Origin of the sequence: Bradyrhizobium sp. 45, from assembly GCF_023073155.1 — a bacterium.
GTDB lineage: Bacteria > Pseudomonadota > Alphaproteobacteria > Rhizobiales > Xanthobacteraceae > Bradyrhizobium > Bradyrhizobium canariense_D.
The window spans coordinates 519,046-537,186 of sequence record NZ_JADPIX010000154.1 but is presented as its reverse complement, the minus strand read 5'-3'; the positions used below and the strand labels follow the sequence as shown (position 1 = coordinate 537,186).

Here is an 18,141-nt window from a genome sequence, read left to right as displayed (position 1 = left end):
TCGACCAGCCCTATTATTTCAACATCTGACGGCGCTCGGCACCGCCACATGCAGATCAGTCCGTCGTGACCGCCGTTTCCATGTCGGTCGGATCGATCTGCCGGGCGAGGTTGGCGTTGAGCTTGTCGCGATCGAGTTCGCCCTCCCACCAGGCGACGATCACGCAGGCAACGCCGTTGCCGCACAGATTGGTCAGCGCGCGACACTCGCTCATGAACTTGTCGATGCCGAGCACGATCGCCATGCCCGGCACGAGGCGCGGATCGACCACGGCGAGCGTCGCCGCCAGCGTGATGAAGCCCGCGCCCGTGATGCCGGAGGCGCCCTTCGAGGTCAGCATCGCCACCACCAGGATGGTGAGCTGCTGGCCGAAGGTGAGATCGAAGCCCAGCGCCTGCGCGATGAACAGCGTCGCCAGCGTCATGTAGATGTTGGTGCCGTCAAGATTGAACGAATAGCCCGTGGGCACCACGAGGCCGACCACCGACTTGGAGCAGCCGAGGCGCTCGAGCTTTTCCATCAAGGACGGCAACGCGCTTTCCGAGGACGAGGTGCCGAGCACAATCAGCAGCTCGTCCTTGATGTAGGCGAGGAACTTGAAGATGGAGAAGCCGGCGAAGCGCGCGATGATTCCGAGCACGACGAATACGAACAGCGCCGCGGTCAGGTAGAACGTCGCGATCAGGCCGACCAGGTTGAGGATCGCCCCGGTGCCGAACTTGCCGATGGTGTAGGCCATCGCGCCGAATGCACCGATCGGGGCTGCGCGCATCACGATGGAGATGACGCCGAACACCGCATGCGCGGCGTCGTCGATGAACGAGCGGATGGTGTGGCCGCGTTCGCCGAGCCCCATGATGGCGAAGCCGAACAGCACCGAGAACAGCAGCACCTGCAGGATCTCGCCTTGCGCGAAGGCGCCGACGACGGTGTCCGGAATGATGTGCAGCACGAAGTCGACCGACTTCTGGCCTTCGGCCTGCTTGGCGTAGTTGGCGACGGCCTGCGCATTGGCGGCGGCACCGCCGAAGCCCGCACCCGGCTTCACCAGATTGCCGATGACTAGGCCGATCACCAGTGCGAAGGTCGAGACGATCTCGAAATAGACCAGCGCCTTGACGCCGATGCGGCCGACCTTCTTGGCGTCCTGGATATGGGCGATGCCCGAGACAACGGTGCAGAAGATGATCGGCGCGATCACCATCTTGATCAGCTTGATGAAGCCGTCGCCGAGTGCCTTGATCCACTCATTGGTGGCGACCGACGGCCAGAGCCAGCCGACGATGGCGCCGAGCACGATCGCGATCAGCACCTGGATATAAAGTACCTTGTACCACGGCTTGGCGGCGGGCGGCGCGACCGGCGCCCCCACCATCGTTGTCGTCGTCATTGTTTCACTCCCCCTCAAAACGCCAGGCCAGCCAAGATCAACTTGGCCGGCCCTGTCAATCGGAACTGCTCGATATTGCGCGCTTTACCCGCGATCGACCACCCGGCGTATCGCCGGCATCAACGTCGCGCCCAGCGCGTTCTTGACCAGCGACGCCGCAACGAACGGCATCAGGCCGACCTGCCACGCCTTTGCGGCGCCCAGGCCGAGACCGAAGGCCAGCCAGCCAAAGCCCGCGGCCAGAATGAGGATGTGGCCGGCCGCCATGGCCGCAAACAGCAGCGTTACGCTGCGATCCCAGCCGCACTCGGCGAGCCAGCCGGTGACGAAGGCGGCGCCAATGAAGCCGAACAGGTAACCCGCGGTCGGGCCCACCAGCGGTGCAATCCCACCGACAGGGCCGGCAAACACCGGCAGGCCCATCGCGCCCTCGGCGAGGTAGGCGATCATGGTTGCGCTGCCAAGCCGCCAGCCATAGGCGGCGCCGATCATCAACACGACCAGCGTCTGCAATGTCATGGGCACGTAAGGCAGCGGCAGGTTCACCTTGGCTGACAGCGCCATTAGGGCGGTGCCGAGCGCAATCAGCACGACAGCGCGCAAGGCGCCGACGGTTTCACCCGGCCGGATCGGCCACATCAATGCGGCGAGAGGAGAATGCGTGGCGGTAGAGGGGACGGAACGGTCAGACAAGTTGCACTCCAGAAGGCTGGCGAAAACTGGCGGCTATTTAAGCCAGTGAGCGATCCGGTCAACTGCTTCCCGCATCTCCGCAGCCGAACGCGCATAAGAGAGCCGTATGAATGAACGACCATGGATGGGATCGAAGTCGAGGCCCGGCGTGACCGCGACATGGCCCTGTTCGAGCATCTGCTTGGCGAACTCGAAACTGTCGGAGGTGAAATCCGAGACGTCCGCATAGAGATAGAACGCGCCGTCGGCCGGCAGAAATCTGGTCAGGCCGGCCTTGGGCAATCCCTCGATCAGGATGCGCCGGTTTTCCTGATAGCCGTGCTTGATCTCCTCCATCTCGGCCGCGCCGTCGAAGGCCGCTTCGGCCGCGATCTGCGACAGCGACGGCACCGAGATCGACAGGTTCTGCTGCAGCCGCTCGATCGGCCGCACCAGAATCTCGGGCACGACCATCCAGCCGACGCGCCAGCCCGTCATGCAGAAATACTTCGAGAACGAGTTGATCACGAGTGCTTGGTCCGACAGCGCCGCAGCCGTCACGGCGGGAAACGCGTAGTCGAGCCCGTGATAGATCTCGTCCGAGATGAAACGGATGCCGGCGTCTTCCGCCGCAGCGATCAGGCCAGCGAGCGCCTCGCGGGACATCATCGTCCCGGTCGGATTGGCGGGACTGCCGACCAGCACGCCCTTCAGCGGCGCCTTGCGATGGGCGGCCAGCAGCGCCTCGCCCGTCAGCGCATGGCGGGTCTCGTTCGTGGTCTCGATCAGCACCGGCTCGCAGCCGAGCGCGGTAAGGATATGACGGTACGGCGGATAACCCGGCACCGTCACGGCAACGCGGTCGCCCGGGTCAAACATCGCCAGGAAAGCCAGAATGAACCCGCCGGAGGAGCCGGTGGTCACTACGACCCGCTCGGGGCTGACGTCACAGCCATAGGCATCGCGATAATGCCGCGCGATGCGCTCGCGCAAGGAGGGGATGCCAAGCGCTGAGGTATAGTCGATCCGCCCGGCCTCGAGCGCCGCATGGGCGGCTGCAATCGCGGTCTTAGGCGCGCCGGCGGCGGGCTGGCCAACCTCCATGTGGATGACATGGCCCCCGGCCGCCTCGATTCGGGCCGCCGCGGCCATCACGTCCATCACCATGAACGGGGGAACATCGCTGCGGCGGGAGGGCGCGAGCCACTGCCCCAACCGGTTCCTCAAGGTCGCATCGTGCATCGATTTCTGCTATTCGCTGGCGGGGCCGATCCGTCCGACCCGGGAAAAACGGGGTGCTTGCGCCCCAGACTGGCCGCATTGTACGGCTCATAAGGGGAACGGCTCAAAAAGGGCATATCGCGTATCCGGTCCGCCGCCAATCGCCAAAACCAATCACGAAACTGCTCGACCAAGAATGCTTGACCAGCCTGCTGATAAGACCGTTTGACCCAGACCGCTTGATGTTGTTCCAGATCGCATTGCGCAAGAAGGCCACCGCCCTCATCTCCCTCCTCGCGGCGGCTGCGATCGCGCTGACGCCGTTCTCGGCCGCGCATGCGCAGGCCAAGGGGCCGCCGGTCCTGCGCGACACCGAAACCGAGCAGCTGCTGCGCGAATACACCCGCCCGATCCTGCGCGTCGCCGGCCTGGAGAAGCAGAACATCCAGATGGTGATCGTCAACGAGGGCTCGTTCAACGCGTTCGTCGCCGATGGCCGCCGCATCTTCGTCAATTACGGCGCGATCCTCCAGTCGGAAACGCCAAACCAGATCATCGGCGTGCTCGCGCACGAGACCGGGCATCTGGCCGGCGGCCATTTGTCCAAGCTGCGCGAGCAGCTCGCCAACGCCCAGACGCAGATGATCATCGCCATGCTGCTCGGCGCCGGCGCGATGGCCGTGGGCAGCACCCGCGGCAGCGGCAGCGCCGGTAACAATGGCCTTGCCAATGCAGGAGCCGCCGCCCTCGCCGGCCCGCAGGAGATGATTCGCCGGACGCTGCTGTCCTATCAGCGCCAGCAGGAGGAGAACGCCGACCGCGCCGGCGTGAAATTCCTGACAGCGACCCAGCAGTCGCCCAGGGGCATGTACGAAACCTTCAAGCGCTTCACCAGCGAGAGCCTGTTCGCGGCGCGCGGCGCCGATCCCTATCTCCAGTCGCACCCGATGCCCGCCGAGCGCGTCGCTTCACTGCAGGAGTTCGCCAGCGCCAGCCCTTATTGGGACAAAAAGGACGATCCCGCGCTCCAGCTGCGCCACGACATGGTGCGCGCCAAGATCTCCGCCTTCATGGAGCGGCCGGAAACGGTGTACCGCCGCTATCCCCTGACCAACGACAGCATGCCGGCGCGCTATGCCCGCGCCATCAGCACCTATCTGCACGGGGATTTGCGCAGCGCGCTCACCCAGATCGACGCGCTGATCCAGGTCCAGCCCAACAACGCGTATTTTTACGAGGTGCGCGGCCAGGCGCTGCTGGAGGGCGGCAAGCCGGCGGAGGCGATCCCGGCCCTGCGCAAGGCTGTCGCACTTTCGAACAACGCGCCCCTCATCGAGATGTTACTTGGGCAGGCTCTGGTTGGGTCCGATAATAAGGCCTACACCGATGACGCCGTTCGGATTCTCCGGGCCGCGGTCGCACGGGAACCGGAGGCCGTGCTCGGCTACATGCAGCTCGCGATGGCGTATGGCCGGAAAGGCGACTATGCCGAGGCGGATCTGGCGTCGGCGCAGGCCGCCTATCTGCGCGGCGACAACAAGACCGCCCGCGAGCTTGCGACGCGCGCGAAAACCCGTTTCGCCGTCGGCACGCCCGGATGGGTCAAGGCCGACGACATCGTGGCGTCGAAACCGCCGCGCAACTGACAAGACCAAGACGATCTTACAAGACGACGCCTTACGCCACGACGCCTTACGAAACGACGTCACGACACCGAGCTTAAGTCCGCCGGGACGTTTTCCGAAACCTGCTTTGGATAAGAGGATTTGCCTATGCCTTCGCTGCGCCTGCTTGCTCCCGCGCTGTTTGCGCTCGCCATGTTCGGCGCAGCCGCGCCCGCGTCGGCCGACAGCTTCTCCGATGCCCAGCGCACGGACATCGAGGCGATCATCAAGAACTATCTCGTCACCCATCCCGAGGTGCTCGAGGAAGCGATGACCGAGCTCACCAAGCGCCAGGCCGCGGCGGAGACGCAGAAACACGAGGCCAGCGTCGCTCAGAATTCCGATGCGATCTTCAACTCACCGCGCCAGGTCGTGCTCGGCAACAAGGACGGCGACGTCACCTTCGTCGAGTTCTTCGACTACAATTGCGGCTACTGCAAGCGCGCGATGGACGACATGCTCACCCTCATGAAGGCCGATCCGAAGCTGAAGGTGGTGCTGAAGGAGTTTCCGGTACTGAGCCAGGGCTCGGTCGAAGCGGCCCAGGTCGCCGTCGCGGTGCGCATGCAGGATCCCTCCGGCAAGAAGTACCTCGACTTCCACCAGAAGCTGCTCGGCGGTCGTGGCGCGGCCGACAAGGCGCGCGCACTTCAGGCGGCCAAGGAAGCTGGCCTCGACACCGCTCGAATCGAGAAGGACATCGGCAGCGCCGAGGTGCGCAGCACCATTGAGGAGAACTTCAAGCTCGCCGAAGCAATGGGCATGAACGGCACGCCGAGCTACGTGATCGGCAAGCAGATCGTTGTCGGCGCCGTCGGTGTCGATAGCCTGAAGGAAAAGATCGCTGTGGCCCGCTGCGGCAAGGCGACCTGTTAAAAAGGCGACCTGCTAACAAGGCGACTTGCTGATCAGCGATCTGCTCTACAACTCACGCACGCAAAAGGCCGGCTGAAAAGCCGGCCTTTTCATTGCGCCGAAATCTGGCGCGCGCATTCATCTGGCATTCAACAAACAAAAGCCTCGGAACCACCGAAGTTCCGGAACAACTCAAATCTCCTTTCGTTGTCGGCGCGGGCAATGACGCAAATGAACACGTGAGGAGAATTCCATGTCTAACCGCTTTATGATCTCGGTTGCCACACTCGCGCTCGTCGCGGGCACCGGTCTGGCGAACGCACAGGGCACCATGAACCGCGACAGCGGTGGCGGCGCCGGTGGTGCGCAGACGCAGCATTCGCAGCCCTCCGGCGGCGCTGCCGAACGCGGCGGCTCGATGGGTAAGGAATCCGCCCATGAGAAGGGCACCGTCGGCCAGGCCGGCGGCTCCAGCAGCATGAAGTCCGGCACGTCCGCCGAGGACAAATCCTCCGGCGCAACAAAGGACGAGCACTCCGGCCGCGAGATGAACAAGAACGCGGCTGAGGACAAGTCCGGCGCCACCAAGGGCCAGCACACCGACGAACGCGCGCAGGGTCAGCAGGACAAGTCCAAGAGCATGAGTCAGGACACGAGCAAGTCCGGCGCCAAGGACCAGAAGGACATGAAGGCTGAGGGCGCCAAGAGCGGCACCAGCAGCACCAACAATGCCGAGAACCAGAAGGGTACCGAGACGCGCACCAACCAGAACGCTCAGGGCCAGACCGGCACCAGCACCAACCAGAACGCGCAGGGTCAGACCGGCACCAGCTCCAACCAGAACGCGCAGGGTCAGAGCAGCACCAACACGACGGTCGGTCAGGCCGGCGCGGGCGCCAAGCTCTCGACCGAGCAACGCACGCAGATCACCTCGGTGATCCGCGAGGAGCACGTGCGTCCGGTGACCAACGTGAACTTCTCGATCTCGGTCGGCACCCGCATTCCGCGCGAGGGTATTGAGCTGCACACCCTGCCGTCCCGCGTCGTGACGATCTATCCGGAATGGCGGACCTATCGCTACGTCCTGGTCAAGGATGAGATCGTGATCGTGAATCCGGACACCTATGAGATCGTGGCTGTCCTGAACACGTAAGACGATACCCGGCAACCATCGGGGGCGGGCAGCAATGCCCGCCCCTTTGCCGTTCGGCCAGCAGCCATGCTTCGGACTGGTTAACAAGCAATTTCCGTAGCTTCCACACAGATTTTTGCACCCCGGATGAGGTATCTGAAGCCACCTCGGAGGTCCTTCAAGGCTTCCCCTCACGCGCTTTGTTACCTATAACCCCGCCACGCTGAAGCAGCTCTTGCGGGATTGGAATGGCCGAACCAGCAACCGACACGATCCTTGTCCTGAACGGGCCGAACCTCAACATGTTGGGGACGCGCGAGCCCGAGAAGTACGGGCATGCGTCGCTGGCCGACGTCGAGGCGCTGTGCCGGGAGACGGCGGCGACGTTCGGCCTCAAGGCCGACTGCCGGCAGTCCAACCGCGAAGGCGAGCTGATCGACTTCATCCACGAGGCACACGCCCGCAAGATGAAGGGCATCATCATCAATGCCGGCGGCTATTCGCACACGTCGATCGCGCTGCACGACGCGCTGCTCGCGGTGCAGATCCCGACGGTCGAAGTGCACGTCACCAACATCCACGCCCGCGAGAATTTCCGTCATCACTCCTACACCGCGCGCGCGGCCTTCGCCTCCCTCTGCGGTTTCGGCGTCGAGGGCTATCGCCTCGCCATCCAGGGCCTTGCCGCCAAGCTCGGCATCAAGCCCAAAGCCTGACGCTCCCCTTCACACAGAACATTCGGATCAAACAACATGGCGCGCCAGCCAGACGACAAAGCAGCCGCAAAGTTTTCCAGCGAGGATTCTGCCCTCGTCCGCGAGCTCGCCTTGCTGCTCGATGAGACCAGCCTCACCGAAATCGAGATCGAGCGTGCCGGCCTGCGCCTGCGTGTCGCCCGCAATATCAGCGTCGCCGCGACCATGCCGATGCAGATGGCAGCTGCCCCCGCCGCGCTCCCGGCGGCCGCAGCTGCCGCCGCGCCTGCCGCTGCCGACCTGTCGAAGCATCCCGGCGCCGTAACCTCGCCGATGGTCGGCACCGCCTATTGGGCGCCGGAGCCCGGCGCCAAGCCGTTCATCGAGGTCGGCAGCAAGGTCTCGGTCGGCCAGACGCTGCTGATCATCGAAGCCATGAAGACCATGAACCAGATCCCCTCGCCGCGCGCCGGCACGGTGACGCAGATCGTGATCGAGGACGGCCAGCCGGTCGAGTACGGCGAGCCGCTCGTGATCATTGAGTGACGTTCGAGGGCGGTCTCATCGCCCTCGCCGCTTTCCGCGCGTCAGTCCAATAAGGACACCATGTTCGACAAGATCCTCATAGCCAACCGCGGCGAGATCGCCCTTCGCATCCTCAGGGCCTGCAAGGAGCTCGGGATCGCGACCGTCGCCGTGCATTCAACCGCCGACGCCGACGCCATGCATGTGCGCCTGTCGGACGAGAGCGTGTGCATCGGGCCGCCGGCCTCCAAGGACAGCTATCTCAACGTGCCCGCGCTGCTCGCGGCCTGCGAGATCACCGGGGCCGATGCCGTGCATCCCGGCTACGGCTTCCTGTCGGAGAACGCGCGCTTCGCCGAAATCCTCGCTGAGCATAATCTGCATTTCATCGGCCCGAAGGCCGAGCACATCCGCCTGATGGGCGACAAAATCGAGGCCAAGAGGACCGCCAAGAAGCTCGGCATTCCCGTGGTGCCCGGCTCCGACGGAGGGGTCGGCCCCAACGACGACGCGATGGCGATCGCCAGGAAGATCGGCTTCCCCGTGCTGGTCAAAGCCGCGGCGGGCGGCGGCGGCCGCGGCATGAAGGTGGCCGAGAGCGAGGCCGATCTTCAGGTGGCGCTGTCGACGGCCGCCAACGAGGCCAAATCCGCCTTCGGCGATGCTTCCGTCTACCTCGAGAAATATCTGCAGAAGCCGCGTCACATCGAGATCCAGATCCTCGGCGACGGCCGCGGCGGCGCGATTCATCTTGGCGAACGCGACTGCTCGCTGCAGCGACGCCACCAGAAGGTCTGGGAGGAAGGCCCCTCGCCCGTGCTGACCGCGGCGGCGCGCGCCAAGATCGGCGAGACCTGCGCCAAGGCGATGCGCGAGATGAAATATCTCGGCGTCGGCACGATCGAGTTCCTGTTCGAGGACGGCGAGTTCTACTTCATCGAGATGAACACCCGCATCCAGGTCGAGCATCCCGTCACCGAGAGCATCACCGACATCGACCTCGTGCTGGAGCAGATCCGCATCGCCGCCGGCGGCGACCTGCCGGCGAGGCAGGACGAGGTCCAGGTCATCGGCCACGCGATCGAGTGCCGCATCAACGCCGAGAATCCGCAGACCTTTCGTCCTTCGCCCGGCCGCATCACGCAATATCACCCGCCCGGGGGGCTCGGCGTGCGGATCGATTCCGCAGTCTATCAGGGCTATACGATCCCGCCTTATTACGACTCGCTGGTCGGCAAGCTGATCGTGCACGGCAAGACCCGCGGCGAGTGCCTGATGCGGCTGCGCCGGGCGCTGGACGAGATGGTGGTCGAGGGCATCGAGACGACCCTGCCGCTGTTCCGCGCTCTGGTGCGCGAAGACGACATCATCAACGGCGACTATCACATCCACTGGCTGGAACAATATCTCGCCAACAAGGCGGAACCCGCCCCGAAGTAGCCGTCCTTTCCCGTGGAACCCTTTGGCCCTAATCGCGTTTGGCACGATGGGGACAGTACCGAGGGGGCGTTTTGAAGTCCGGCAAGCCTGATCGAGCGAGACCGTCGTGATCGCTGACGCGCAGCGGCGGCGTAGATTCTGGCAGATCCTGCTGTTCGCGGCCGGTCTCCTGGTGCTGACCGTGATCAGCGCCGGCTCCGTCTACCTCGTCAACAAGGCGAGAGACGACAGCAAATGGGTGATTCACACCATCGAGGCGGAGAACCAGATCAACGCCCTCCTGCTGGAAATCCGCCGCGCCGAGAGCACCGCCCGGGGTTACCTTCTGACACAAGGCGAGGATTTCAAGGTCGACCATGACAAGGCCGTGGCGGCCATCGTCCCGGCTCTCGACAGGCTCACGCGCCTGATCGGCGACAATCCGGAGCAACGCCAAAGCATCGAGAAGCTGAGCGCGGCGATCGAGACTAGGCTCGGCCAGTTCGTGCAGGAGATGGACTTCATCCGGCGCGGCGAGCCGGAGAAGGCCGCAGCGCTGGTCCGCGAGATCGCCTCCACGGACACCACGGCCGCGATCGCCAATGTCGCGACCGGGATGATTCAGGAGGAGGAACGGCTATTCCGGCTGCGAACGGTCAATTCGGACCGCAGCCAGACCCTGGCCGCGTCGATGACCGGCATCGGCTCCGGCCTCGTCGTGCTGCTGGCCCTGATCTCGATCTGGCTGGTGCGGCGCTCGGCCCTTGCCCGCGACGATGCCGAGGCGCGCCTGCGCGATGCCAATGTCAATCTGGAGGGCGTGGTCGACGAACGCACGGCCGATCTGCGCGAAGCCAACAACGAGATCCAGCGCTTTGCCTATATCGTCAGCCACGATCTGCGCTCGCCACTCGTTAACATCATGGGCTTCACCAGTGAGCTCGAAGAGCTCGGCGGCGACATTTTCCGCCGTATCGGCAGCCTCACCCATGTCCCGGCCGACGGGCCGCCGTTGCCGGACGGCGAGATCGCACTCGAAGGTCCGGACAAGCAGCTGTCAGACGATTTTTCCGAAGCGCTGGGCTTCATCAAGTCGTCGATCGCCAAGATGGACCGCCTGATCTCGGCGATCCTCAATCTCACCCGCGAGGGCCGGCGCGAGTTCCAGCCGGAAAAGATCGACACGCGCGAGCTGATCGAAGCCATCGTGTCGACGCTGGCGCATCAGGCCGCCGAAGCGCAGGCCGAGATCCACATCGCCCCGCTGCCGGATCTCGTCAGCGACCGCCTGGCGCTGGAGCAGATCTTCTCCAATCTGATCGACAACGCCATCAAATATCTCAAGCCCGGCGTCCCCGGCGAGATCAGAATCCGCGGGCGCACCAAGCTCGGCTACGCTATCTTCGAGATCAGCGATAACGGCCGCGGCATCGACGCCAAGGACCACCAGCGGATCTTCGACCTGTTTCGCCGCGCCGGAACCCAGGACAAGCCCGGTCAGGGCATCGGTCTTGCGCATGTGCGTGCACTTGTGCGTCGCCTCGGCGGCACCATGTCGGTATCATCGGAACTGAATACGGGCAGCACGTTCACCATCACGCTGCCCATCACCTGGAACGCCAGCAACCGGAACGCGGATCAATGACTCAACCCGTCACCATCATCATGATCGAGGACGACGAGGGCCACGCGCGGCTGATCGAGCGGAACATCCGGAGGTCCGGCGTCAACAACGAGATCATCTCCTTTGCCAACGGCACTGAGGCGATGAAGCACCTGTTCGGGCCCGACGGTAGCGGGCTCGTGCAAAAAGGCAATGCGCTCCTGATCCTGCTCGATCTCAACCTCCCCGACATGACCGGGATCGACATTTTAAAGCAGATCAAGGAGAACAAATACCTGAAGGCCTCGCCCGTGGTGGTGCTGACCACCACCGACGATTCCCAGGAAATCAAACGCTGCTACGAGCTCGGCTGCAACGTCTACATCACCAAGCCCGTGAACTACGAGAATTTCGCCAATGCCATCCGGCAGCTCGGCTTGTTCTTCTCGGTCATCCAGGTCCCGCCCGCCGCCCCATGAATCAACGTACGCCCACACTGCTCTACATCGACGATGACGGGGCGCTGGCGCGCTTGGTCGATCGCGGCCTGACACGGCGCGGCTACAAGGTCGTTCACGCCGCAAGCGGCGAGGAAGGCCTCGAGCACATCCGCCGCGCGGCCACGACCGGCGGTATCGACGTGGTGGCGCTCGACCAATACATGCCCGGCCTCGACGGACTGGAAACGCTGGAGCAGATCATGGCGATCCCGGGCGCGCCGCCGGTGGTCTTCGTCACGGCCTCGCAGGATTCCAGCATCGCGGTGACGGCGCTGAAGGCGGGCGCGGCCGATTATCTCGTCAAGGACGTCAAGGGCGACTTCATTCCCCTGCTTCACGTCGCGGCCGATGGCGCGCTGCGCCAGGCCGAATTGCAGAAGGCGCGCGAGGAAGCCGAAGCCGAGATCCATGCCTCGCGCGACCGCTACGCTGCTCTTGCAGCCGAACGCGAGCTGCTATTGCGCGAGGTCAACCACCGCGTCGGCAACTCGCTGCAGATCATCGCCTCCCTCCTGCACCTGCAGGCCAGCTCCGCCGCGCAGGACGAGGTCAAGGCTGCGTTGACCAATGCGATGGGCCGCGTCGCCGCAGTCGCGCAAGTGCACCGCCGCCTCTACACCTCGCAAGACCTGAAGAGCGTGGTCCTGAACCAGTATCTGGACTCACTGCTCGAGGATCTGCGCCGCTCGGCCGAGGGCAACCGGATGTCGCGCCTGACGCTGAAGGCCGAACCGATCGAGATCGATCCAGACCGTGCGGTCGCCGTCGGCATCATCGTCAACGAGCTGGTGATGAACGCGGTAAAATACGCCTACCCTGACGGCGCCGGCCCGATCCATGTGGAGCTGACCTCGCAGGGCGACGATCTCCTGCTGTCGATCAGCGACGATGGCGTCGGCGACAACGTCAAGGCCGATCCGCGCTCCACCGGCATGGGGCAGCGTATCGTCGCAGCCATGGCCAGCAAGCTCGACGCTTCGGTCGAGCGCGACCCCAACCATTCCGGAACCCGCGTCATGTTGATGTTCCGCCGTGTCCCGGCTGCCGCCGGCAAGCCGGCTACTGCCGCAGCGAACTGATCCGCACCGCCCATCGCAAGCGCCTTGCGATCCTGCTATTATGGCGCGCCATGACTTCGCGCGACTCTGCCCCGTCTGAAATCACGCCAGCCGTGCTGCTGCGCGCCTATGCCTGCGGCATCTTTCCGATGGCTGAAAGCGCCGATGATCCGACCCTGTTCTGGGTCGAGCCGGAGTTGCGCGGGGTCATCCCGCTCGACGGATTTCGCGTGGCCTCGCGGCTCGCGCGCACCGTGCGTTCGGATTCATTCCGCGTCACCGTTAATACCGCCTTCAAGGCCACGATCGCCGGCTGCGCCGCACCCCAAGCCGGGCGCGAGGACACCTGGATCAACAAGCGCATCCGCGACCTCTATGGCGGGCTGTACGAGCTCGGCCATTGCCACAGCGTCGAGGCCTGGCAGGGCGAGGACCTCGTCGGCGGCCTTTACGGCGTCAGCCTGGGCCGGGCTTTTTTCGGCGAAAGCATGTTCCACACCGCACGCGATGCCTCCAAGGTCGCATTGGTGCATCTGGTCGCGCGGCTCATCCATGGCGGCTTCGAGCTGCTCGACACCCAATATGTCACCGAACACCTGAAGAGTTTTGGCGCGGCCGAGATTTCGCGGCGGCGCTACACCGCGCTGCTCGACAAGGCGCTCGCGGGCGAGCCTGGCGATTTCCTGAGGCTCTCGGCCGGCGAAGCGATCCCGGGCGCGCGCGCGCTCGAGATCATCGCTGCGCGGCAATAATCAGCAATTACCGGCCAAACCCGGGGAAACCGAACAGACCAGGCCGCTGCTCGGGCGCCGGAGGTGGTGGCGGCGGTGCCGGCTGCTGCTGCTGGATCGGCGGTAACGGCTGCGGCGGACGCTGCTGCACCTGCTTGGGCGCGGCCTTCTTCTGCGCGGGCGGCGGCGGTGCCGGCTTGGTGCCGGGATCCGGTGCCGCGGTCGCAATCGTTTGCTGCGGCTCTTTGCAGTCGGTGAGCCAGATATCATAGATCGGGTGCTCGACGCCGTGCAGGCCCGGACTTGCCGCGTACATCCAGCCCGAGAAGATGCGCTTCACCTCACCCTGCAAGGTGATCTCGTCGACCTCGACGAAGGCGTCGGTGTTGGCGGCCTCGGTCGCGGGCCGCGTGTAGCAGGCATCGGTTTTGACGCGCAGCGCCCCGAACTGCACGGTCTCGCCGATCTCCTCGTCGAAGTTGATGATGCGCCCGGTGATCTTGTCGAGGCCGGAGAAGGTCGCTTTCTTGTTCACGATCTTCTGGGCCGGCGGCTCGGTGACGACTTCGTCGCCCGGCTGAAGGCTCGCCGGCGTCTGCGGGACAGCGCCGCCCGGTCCGCCCTTCTGCTGTGGCTGACGCTGACCGGGCGCACCCGGGGCGCCTTGCGGATTGGGCGGAGCGACCGCGACGGGCGGCGGCTGGTTTGGCGGAGCGGCGCTAGAACCGGGCGGCGGCGCCAGAGGTTGGGTCTCGACCGGCCCCGGCATCACATTGCCCTGCCGGCCTGGCGGTGGCGCCATCGGACGCGACGGCAGCACACGGCCCTGCGGCGGCAGCTCCGGCACCTCTTCGTCGTCATCGGGGATCTGCGGCTGCGGCTGGGGCTGGCCACGCGGAATGGTGCCGGGCGGCCGCAGCGGCGGCGGATCGGAGAAGATCGTGCCGATCTGCGCCTGCGCCGGCGTCGCAGCCGTCAGTGCGGTGGCGGCCAGAAGCGCCGCAAGACCTGTCAGGGTAAATGTTCGAAACATATCTCGCGCGGCTTCAACAGCGAATCGGGCTTGCTGGAGGACATTCTACAGGGGATACCGCCGCTCGCAGGCCATCCGGTTAACACGGCGAATACGGCGGGGGAAGGGCGGCATCCCTGCCCTTCCCGGCCCGGTCTGGCCAGATCGGCCCCCGGATGGAATAGTCGAGCACTCCTCTCAGGGGTCAGGCGGGCATCGCCCCGAAAACGACGTCCAACGAACAATCAGAAACCCAGAGGTCGCTTCCCATGCCCGTCGTGCTCGATCCCGATGCCGCCGCCGTCTACAAGGCCTTTCAGGAGGCCGGCCGGCCCGCCTATGAGACCCTGACCGCACCGGAAGCGCGGGCCTATTACGCGCAGGCGCGCTTTGCGACCAATCCCGAGCCACCTGACCTCGCGCGCGTCACGCCGCTGTCGATCCCGGCACCGCACGGCGCCATTCCCGCGCGCCTCTATGTTCCGAAAGAGCCGCGCCGGTATGATGGCTTGTCCCCGGCGCTGGTGTTCTTCCACGGCGGCGGCTGGGTGATCGGCGATCTCGACTCCCATGACGTCGTCTGCCGCCAGCTCGCCGACGCCGGCGCGCTGATCGTGATCTCGGTGGACTACCGCCTCGCGCCCGAGCACAAATTTCCCGCCGCCATCGATGACGCGATCGCCGCGACCAAATGGGTCGCCGCCAACGCGCGCGAACTCGGCATCGACGCCTCCCGGCTTTCGATCGGCGGCGATAGCGCCGGCGGCAATCTCGCCGCAGTCGTCGCGCTCGCCGCGCGCGACGGCAATGGTCCCGCGATCGCGGCCCAGTTGCTGATCTACCCGGCGACCGATTTCGCCATGACGCACGGCTCCCACAGCGAGCCCGAGACCAGCGTGCTGCTGACGCATTCGGTGATCCGCTGGTTCCGCGACCATTATCTCAACGGCGCCGGCGATATCCACGACTGGCGCGCCTCGCCGGCACGGGCGACAAACCTGGCCGGCCTGCCGCCGGTCTATGTGCTGACCGCCGGTGCCGATCCCCTGCGCGACGAAGGCGACGAATATGCCGAGCGGCTGAGGCAGGCCGGCGTGGCCGTGGCCTACAAGCACTATCCCGGCCAGTTCCACGGCTTTCTCACGATGGGGAAATTGCTGCGAGAGGCCAATGTCGCCGTGAGCGAGATCGGCGCGTGGCTGAAAGGATTGGCCTGAAACGCCGTTCCCGATGCCGCCCGTTCTTCAAAACATATTCGCCCTCCCCCTGCGCGGGCTGACATGGCTTGGCGGCCAGGGCACCCGCGCGGTGGCCGCCGTCGTGTTCATCGCGCTCGCGGTACCGCCGCTCGGGGCGTTGTTGCGCCCCTACGTCACCGAGGCGATCTTCGTTCTGCTTTGCATCTCCTTCATGCGGGTCGATCTCGCCGCGCTCACCGGCCATCTGCGCCGGCCGGCGCTGGTCGCGACCGCGACCGTCTGGACCATGATCGGCGTGCCTGTGATCATCGGGCTGATCGTCCATGTCACCGGGCTCACGGCGCGCGCGCCCGACCTTGCCCTGGCGTTGATGCTGCAGAGCATGGCCTCGCCGATGATGGCCGCACCGGCGCTGGCGGCGCTGATGGGCCTCGACGCCACGCTGGTGCTGGTCACGCTGGTGAGCGCGACGGCGCTGGTACCGTTCACGGCATCGCTGTTCGCAAGCCTGTTCCTCGACGGCATGCTCAGCATCTCGCCGCCTGCGCTGGGCTTGAAGCTGCTCGGCATCCTCGCCGCATCGCTGCTGGCCGCCACCGTGATCCGACAGATCTTCGGCGCGGCCGCGATCCAGCGCCACAGGCAGCCGATCGACGGCTTCAACATCGTCATCCTGCTGGTCTTCGCGACCGCAATCATGGGCGACGTCGCGAGCGATCTCGTCGCCCGGCCGGTCTCCACCATCGGCTTCGCAGCTCTCGCCTTCGCGATCTATTTCACGCTGCTCGCCGTCACCACGCTGCTGTTCCGCCGCATCGGCTATGAGCGCGCGCTGGCGCTCGGGCTGATGGTGTCACAGCGCAATCTGGGCCTGATGCTCGCCGCGACTGCCGGCGCGCTGCCGCCCACCACCTGGCTCTATTTCGCGATGACGCAGTTTCCCATTCACCTGGCGCCCTACATGCTGATGCCGATCGCGCGGCGCTTGACGGCGCGCGCGCAGGCCTCGGGCGCTGCGGCGACCGGCGGCAAGGCCGCATCGGGCTGAACCAATCCGCAAGCCTTGCCAACACGCAAGTCATGTCCGCTCTGCCATCGCGAGGCCGCTGGTGACCAGGCGAATGTCCCTCACGCAGCGCGCCAATGTCCCTTGTGAATATCAAACTTCACGGCGCCTTCGTCACGCATCTTCAACAGGAGCGATTGGCAGTCGTCCTGATTCTTGATGTTCACGCGCTTCATGACTTCGAAGGTCTTCAGAGGTTTTTCGAGAAGGGCAATCAGAATCTTTTCTCGATCGGTCATTGGGGTTCCTTGCATCGGATCGGCGACGGTACGTGTTGTACACATCGTCTACAACGGGTGCATTCGCTTGACGAGGTCCGTTCCGGCTCCAAAAGGGGAAATGCCGCGCAATATGCAAGTCTGCTCAAATATCCAAGTGTGCTCACCTGCTCAAGCGGGCTCTCCAACTCGATCAATTCTCCCTACCCGGCCCTTGCCGCGCGCCGCAGCGCTTGCGGCGGCTGGCCGAAGGCGCGGATGAAGGCGCGCCGCATGCGCTCGGGATCGCGGAAACCCCGTTGTCTCCGCGACGAGTTCGATCGCCTCGCGCGAGGACTGCACGCGCTCGCGCGCGACCTCGATGCGCAAGCGCTGATGGCCTTCGAGGGCGTCGTGCCGGTCTCGGCGGCAAAGGCGCGGGCAAAATGCCGCGCGCTCATGCCGGCACGGTCGGCGAGATCTTCGACAGTCAAGCGAGCGTCGAGGTTCTCGCGCGCCCAGGACAGCAGCGCACCGAAGCGGCCGTTCGGCGTCTTCAATTCCAGAAGTGACGAGAACTGCGACTGGCCGCCGCTGCGGCGATGATACAGCACGAGCTGCCGCGCCGTGTCCTGCGCGATCTGCTCGCCGTGATCCTCCGTTACCATCGCGAGCGCAAGGTCGATGCCGGCCGTGATGCCGGCCGACGTCCACACATTGCCGTCGCGGGTGAAAATCTGGTCCGGCTCGAACTTCACCTTGGGATAGCGCGCGACGAAATCCCGCGTGCGTCCCCAATGCGTGGTGGCGCGGCGGCCGTCGAGCAGGCCTGCTTCGGCGAGCACATAGGCGCCCGAGCAGACGCTCGCGACCCGCACGCCGCGCCGCGCCAGCCGCTGCACGAAGGCGCGCGTGACCTCGCAGCGCGCGGCATCCGTCACGCCCGCGCCTCCCGCCACGACCAGCGTCGTGATCGCATTGGCCGACTTGAAGTCGCGCGCCATCATCTCCACGCCCGACGAGCTGCGCACCGGCCCCGCGCTCACCGCCAGCACGCGGATCCCGGTCGTCGTCTTGCCCGTGCAGCGCGCCGCGATCTCGAACACGGAGATCGGGCCGGCCGCATCGAGCAACTGGAAGTCCGGGAAGATCAGGATGCCGATCATGGTCATGTCCGAAAGCGAGGGAAATACGCCATTCTG

General features: G+C 65.2%; 17 protein-coding genes and 1 pseudogene. 12 read left to right on the top strand and 6 right to left on the bottom strand.

Annotated elements, in window-relative coordinates:
* Positions 1-55 precede the first annotated feature (55 nt).
* The 3 genes from IVB42_RS39800 to IVB42_RS39790 all read right to left on the bottom strand — a co-directional run bounded on the left by IVB42_RS39800 (position 56) and on the right by IVB42_RS39790 (position 3,304).
* Positions 56-1,390 carry a dicarboxylate/amino acid:cation symporter gene (locus tag IVB42_RS39800; protein ID WP_018454476.1) on the bottom strand — a complete coding sequence of 445 codons (1,335 nt, stop codon included), beginning with the start codon at positions 1,388-1,390 and terminating at the stop codon, positions 56-58.
* A gap of 84 nt (positions 1,391-1,474) precedes the next feature.
* Positions 1,475-2,029, bottom strand: a complete 555-nt coding sequence (locus IVB42_RS39795) for a biotin transporter BioY (protein ID WP_247395270.1) — start codon at positions 2,027-2,029, stop codon at positions 1,475-1,477.
* Between the two features lie 87 nt (positions 2,030-2,116).
* The gene (locus IVB42_RS39790; RefSeq protein WP_247395217.1) at positions 2,117-3,304 is read right to left on the bottom strand and encodes an aminotransferase class I/II-fold pyridoxal phosphate-dependent enzyme; all 1,188 of its coding nucleotides are present in this window, start codon (positions 3,302-3,304) and stop codon (positions 2,117-2,119) included.
* Positions 3,305-3,525: 221 nt separating this feature from the next.
* Between IVB42_RS39790 and IVB42_RS39785 the strand changes: the two genes are divergently transcribed.
* The 10 genes from IVB42_RS39785 to aat all read left to right on the top strand — a co-directional run bounded on the left by IVB42_RS39785 (position 3,526) and on the right by aat (position 13,486).
* Positions 3,526-4,929, top strand: coding sequence for a M48 family metalloprotease (locus IVB42_RS39785; protein WP_247390484.1), 1,404 nt, complete (start codon positions 3,526-3,528; stop codon positions 4,927-4,929).
* A 126-nt stretch (positions 4,930-5,055) separates the two neighbouring features.
* A complete protein-coding gene (locus IVB42_RS39780) occupies positions 5,056-5,823 on the top strand; it encodes a DsbA family protein (protein ID WP_018454480.1) in 768 nt (255 codons plus the stop codon).
* A gap of 232 nt (positions 5,824-6,055) precedes the next feature.
* Complete coding sequence (locus tag IVB42_RS39775) at positions 6,056-6,955, top strand: DUF1236 domain-containing protein (protein ID WP_085353522.1); 900 nt, start codon at positions 6,056-6,058, stop codon at positions 6,953-6,955.
* Between the two features lie 227 nt (positions 6,956-7,182).
* Complete coding sequence (gene aroQ, locus IVB42_RS39770) at positions 7,183-7,650, top strand: type II 3-dehydroquinate dehydratase (protein WP_247395218.1); 468 nt, start codon at positions 7,183-7,185, stop codon at positions 7,648-7,650.
* Positions 7,651-7,686: 36 nt separating this feature from the next.
* Complete coding sequence (gene accB / locus IVB42_RS39765; RefSeq protein WP_007591611.1) at positions 7,687-8,175, top strand: acetyl-CoA carboxylase biotin carboxyl carrier protein; 489 nt, start codon at positions 7,687-7,689, stop codon at positions 8,173-8,175.
* A gap of 60 nt (positions 8,176-8,235) precedes the next feature.
* Complete coding sequence (gene accC / locus IVB42_RS39760; protein ID WP_018454483.1) at positions 8,236-9,594, top strand: acetyl-CoA carboxylase biotin carboxylase subunit; 1,359 nt, start codon at positions 8,236-8,238, stop codon at positions 9,592-9,594.
* Positions 9,595-9,700: 106 nt separating this feature from the next.
* Positions 9,701-11,218 (top strand): CHASE3 domain-containing protein, encoded by a 1,518-nt coding sequence (locus IVB42_RS39755; RefSeq protein ID WP_085353526.1) that lies wholly within the window; start codon positions 9,701-9,703, stop codon positions 11,216-11,218.
* The gene (locus IVB42_RS39750) at positions 11,215-11,655 is read left to right on the top strand and encodes a response regulator (RefSeq protein WP_018454485.1); all 441 of its coding nucleotides are present in this window, start codon (positions 11,215-11,217) and stop codon (positions 11,653-11,655) included. The genes IVB42_RS39755 and IVB42_RS39750 overlap by 4 nt, the downstream gene beginning before the upstream one ends.
* Complete coding sequence (locus tag IVB42_RS39745) at positions 11,652-12,755, top strand: histidine kinase dimerization/phosphoacceptor domain -containing protein (RefSeq protein ID WP_247368580.1); 1,104 nt, start codon at positions 11,652-11,654, stop codon at positions 12,753-12,755. The genes IVB42_RS39750 and IVB42_RS39745 overlap by 4 nt, the downstream gene beginning before the upstream one ends.
* Before the next feature lie 50 nt (positions 12,756-12,805).
* Positions 12,806-13,486 (top strand): leucyl/phenylalanyl-tRNA--protein transferase, encoded by a 681-nt coding sequence (aat, locus tag IVB42_RS39740; RefSeq protein ID WP_026232743.1) that lies wholly within the window; start codon positions 12,806-12,808, stop codon positions 13,484-13,486.
* A gap of 7 nt (positions 13,487-13,493) precedes the next feature.
* Here the strand turns inward: aat and IVB42_RS39735 are convergent.
* Positions 13,494-14,542, bottom strand: a pseudogene (locus IVB42_RS39735) (DUF2155 domain-containing protein).
* A gap of 204 nt (positions 14,543-14,746) precedes the next feature.
* On the opposite strand from IVB42_RS39735, the gene IVB42_RS39730 reads away from it, so the two are divergent.
* Together IVB42_RS39730 and IVB42_RS39725 are read left to right on the top strand one after the other, a co-directional pair.
* Positions 14,747-15,694 carry an alpha/beta hydrolase gene (locus IVB42_RS39730; protein WP_247395219.1) on the top strand — a complete coding sequence of 316 codons (948 nt, stop codon included), beginning with the start codon at positions 14,747-14,749 and terminating at the stop codon, positions 15,692-15,694.
* A 13-nt stretch (positions 15,695-15,707) separates the two neighbouring features.
* Positions 15,708-16,724, top strand: coding sequence for a Na+-dependent transporter (locus tag IVB42_RS39725; RefSeq protein WP_247390470.1), 1,017 nt, complete (start codon positions 15,708-15,710; stop codon positions 16,722-16,724).
* An 80-nt stretch (positions 16,725-16,804) separates the two neighbouring features.
* Here IVB42_RS39725 and IVB42_RS39720 read toward each other — a convergent pair whose 3' ends face one another.
* Both IVB42_RS39720 and IVB42_RS39715 read right to left on the bottom strand, forming a co-directional pair.
* On the bottom strand, positions 16,805-16,981 hold the full coding sequence (locus IVB42_RS39720; RefSeq protein WP_247395220.1) for a hypothetical protein: 177 nt from the start codon (positions 16,979-16,981) through the stop codon (positions 16,805-16,807).
* 182 nt (positions 16,982-17,163) lie between these two features.
* Positions 17,164-18,105, bottom strand: a complete 942-nt coding sequence (locus tag IVB42_RS39715; RefSeq protein WP_247395221.1) for a DJ-1/PfpI family protein — start codon at positions 18,103-18,105, stop codon at positions 17,164-17,166.
* Positions 18,106-18,141: the final 36 nt, after the last annotated feature.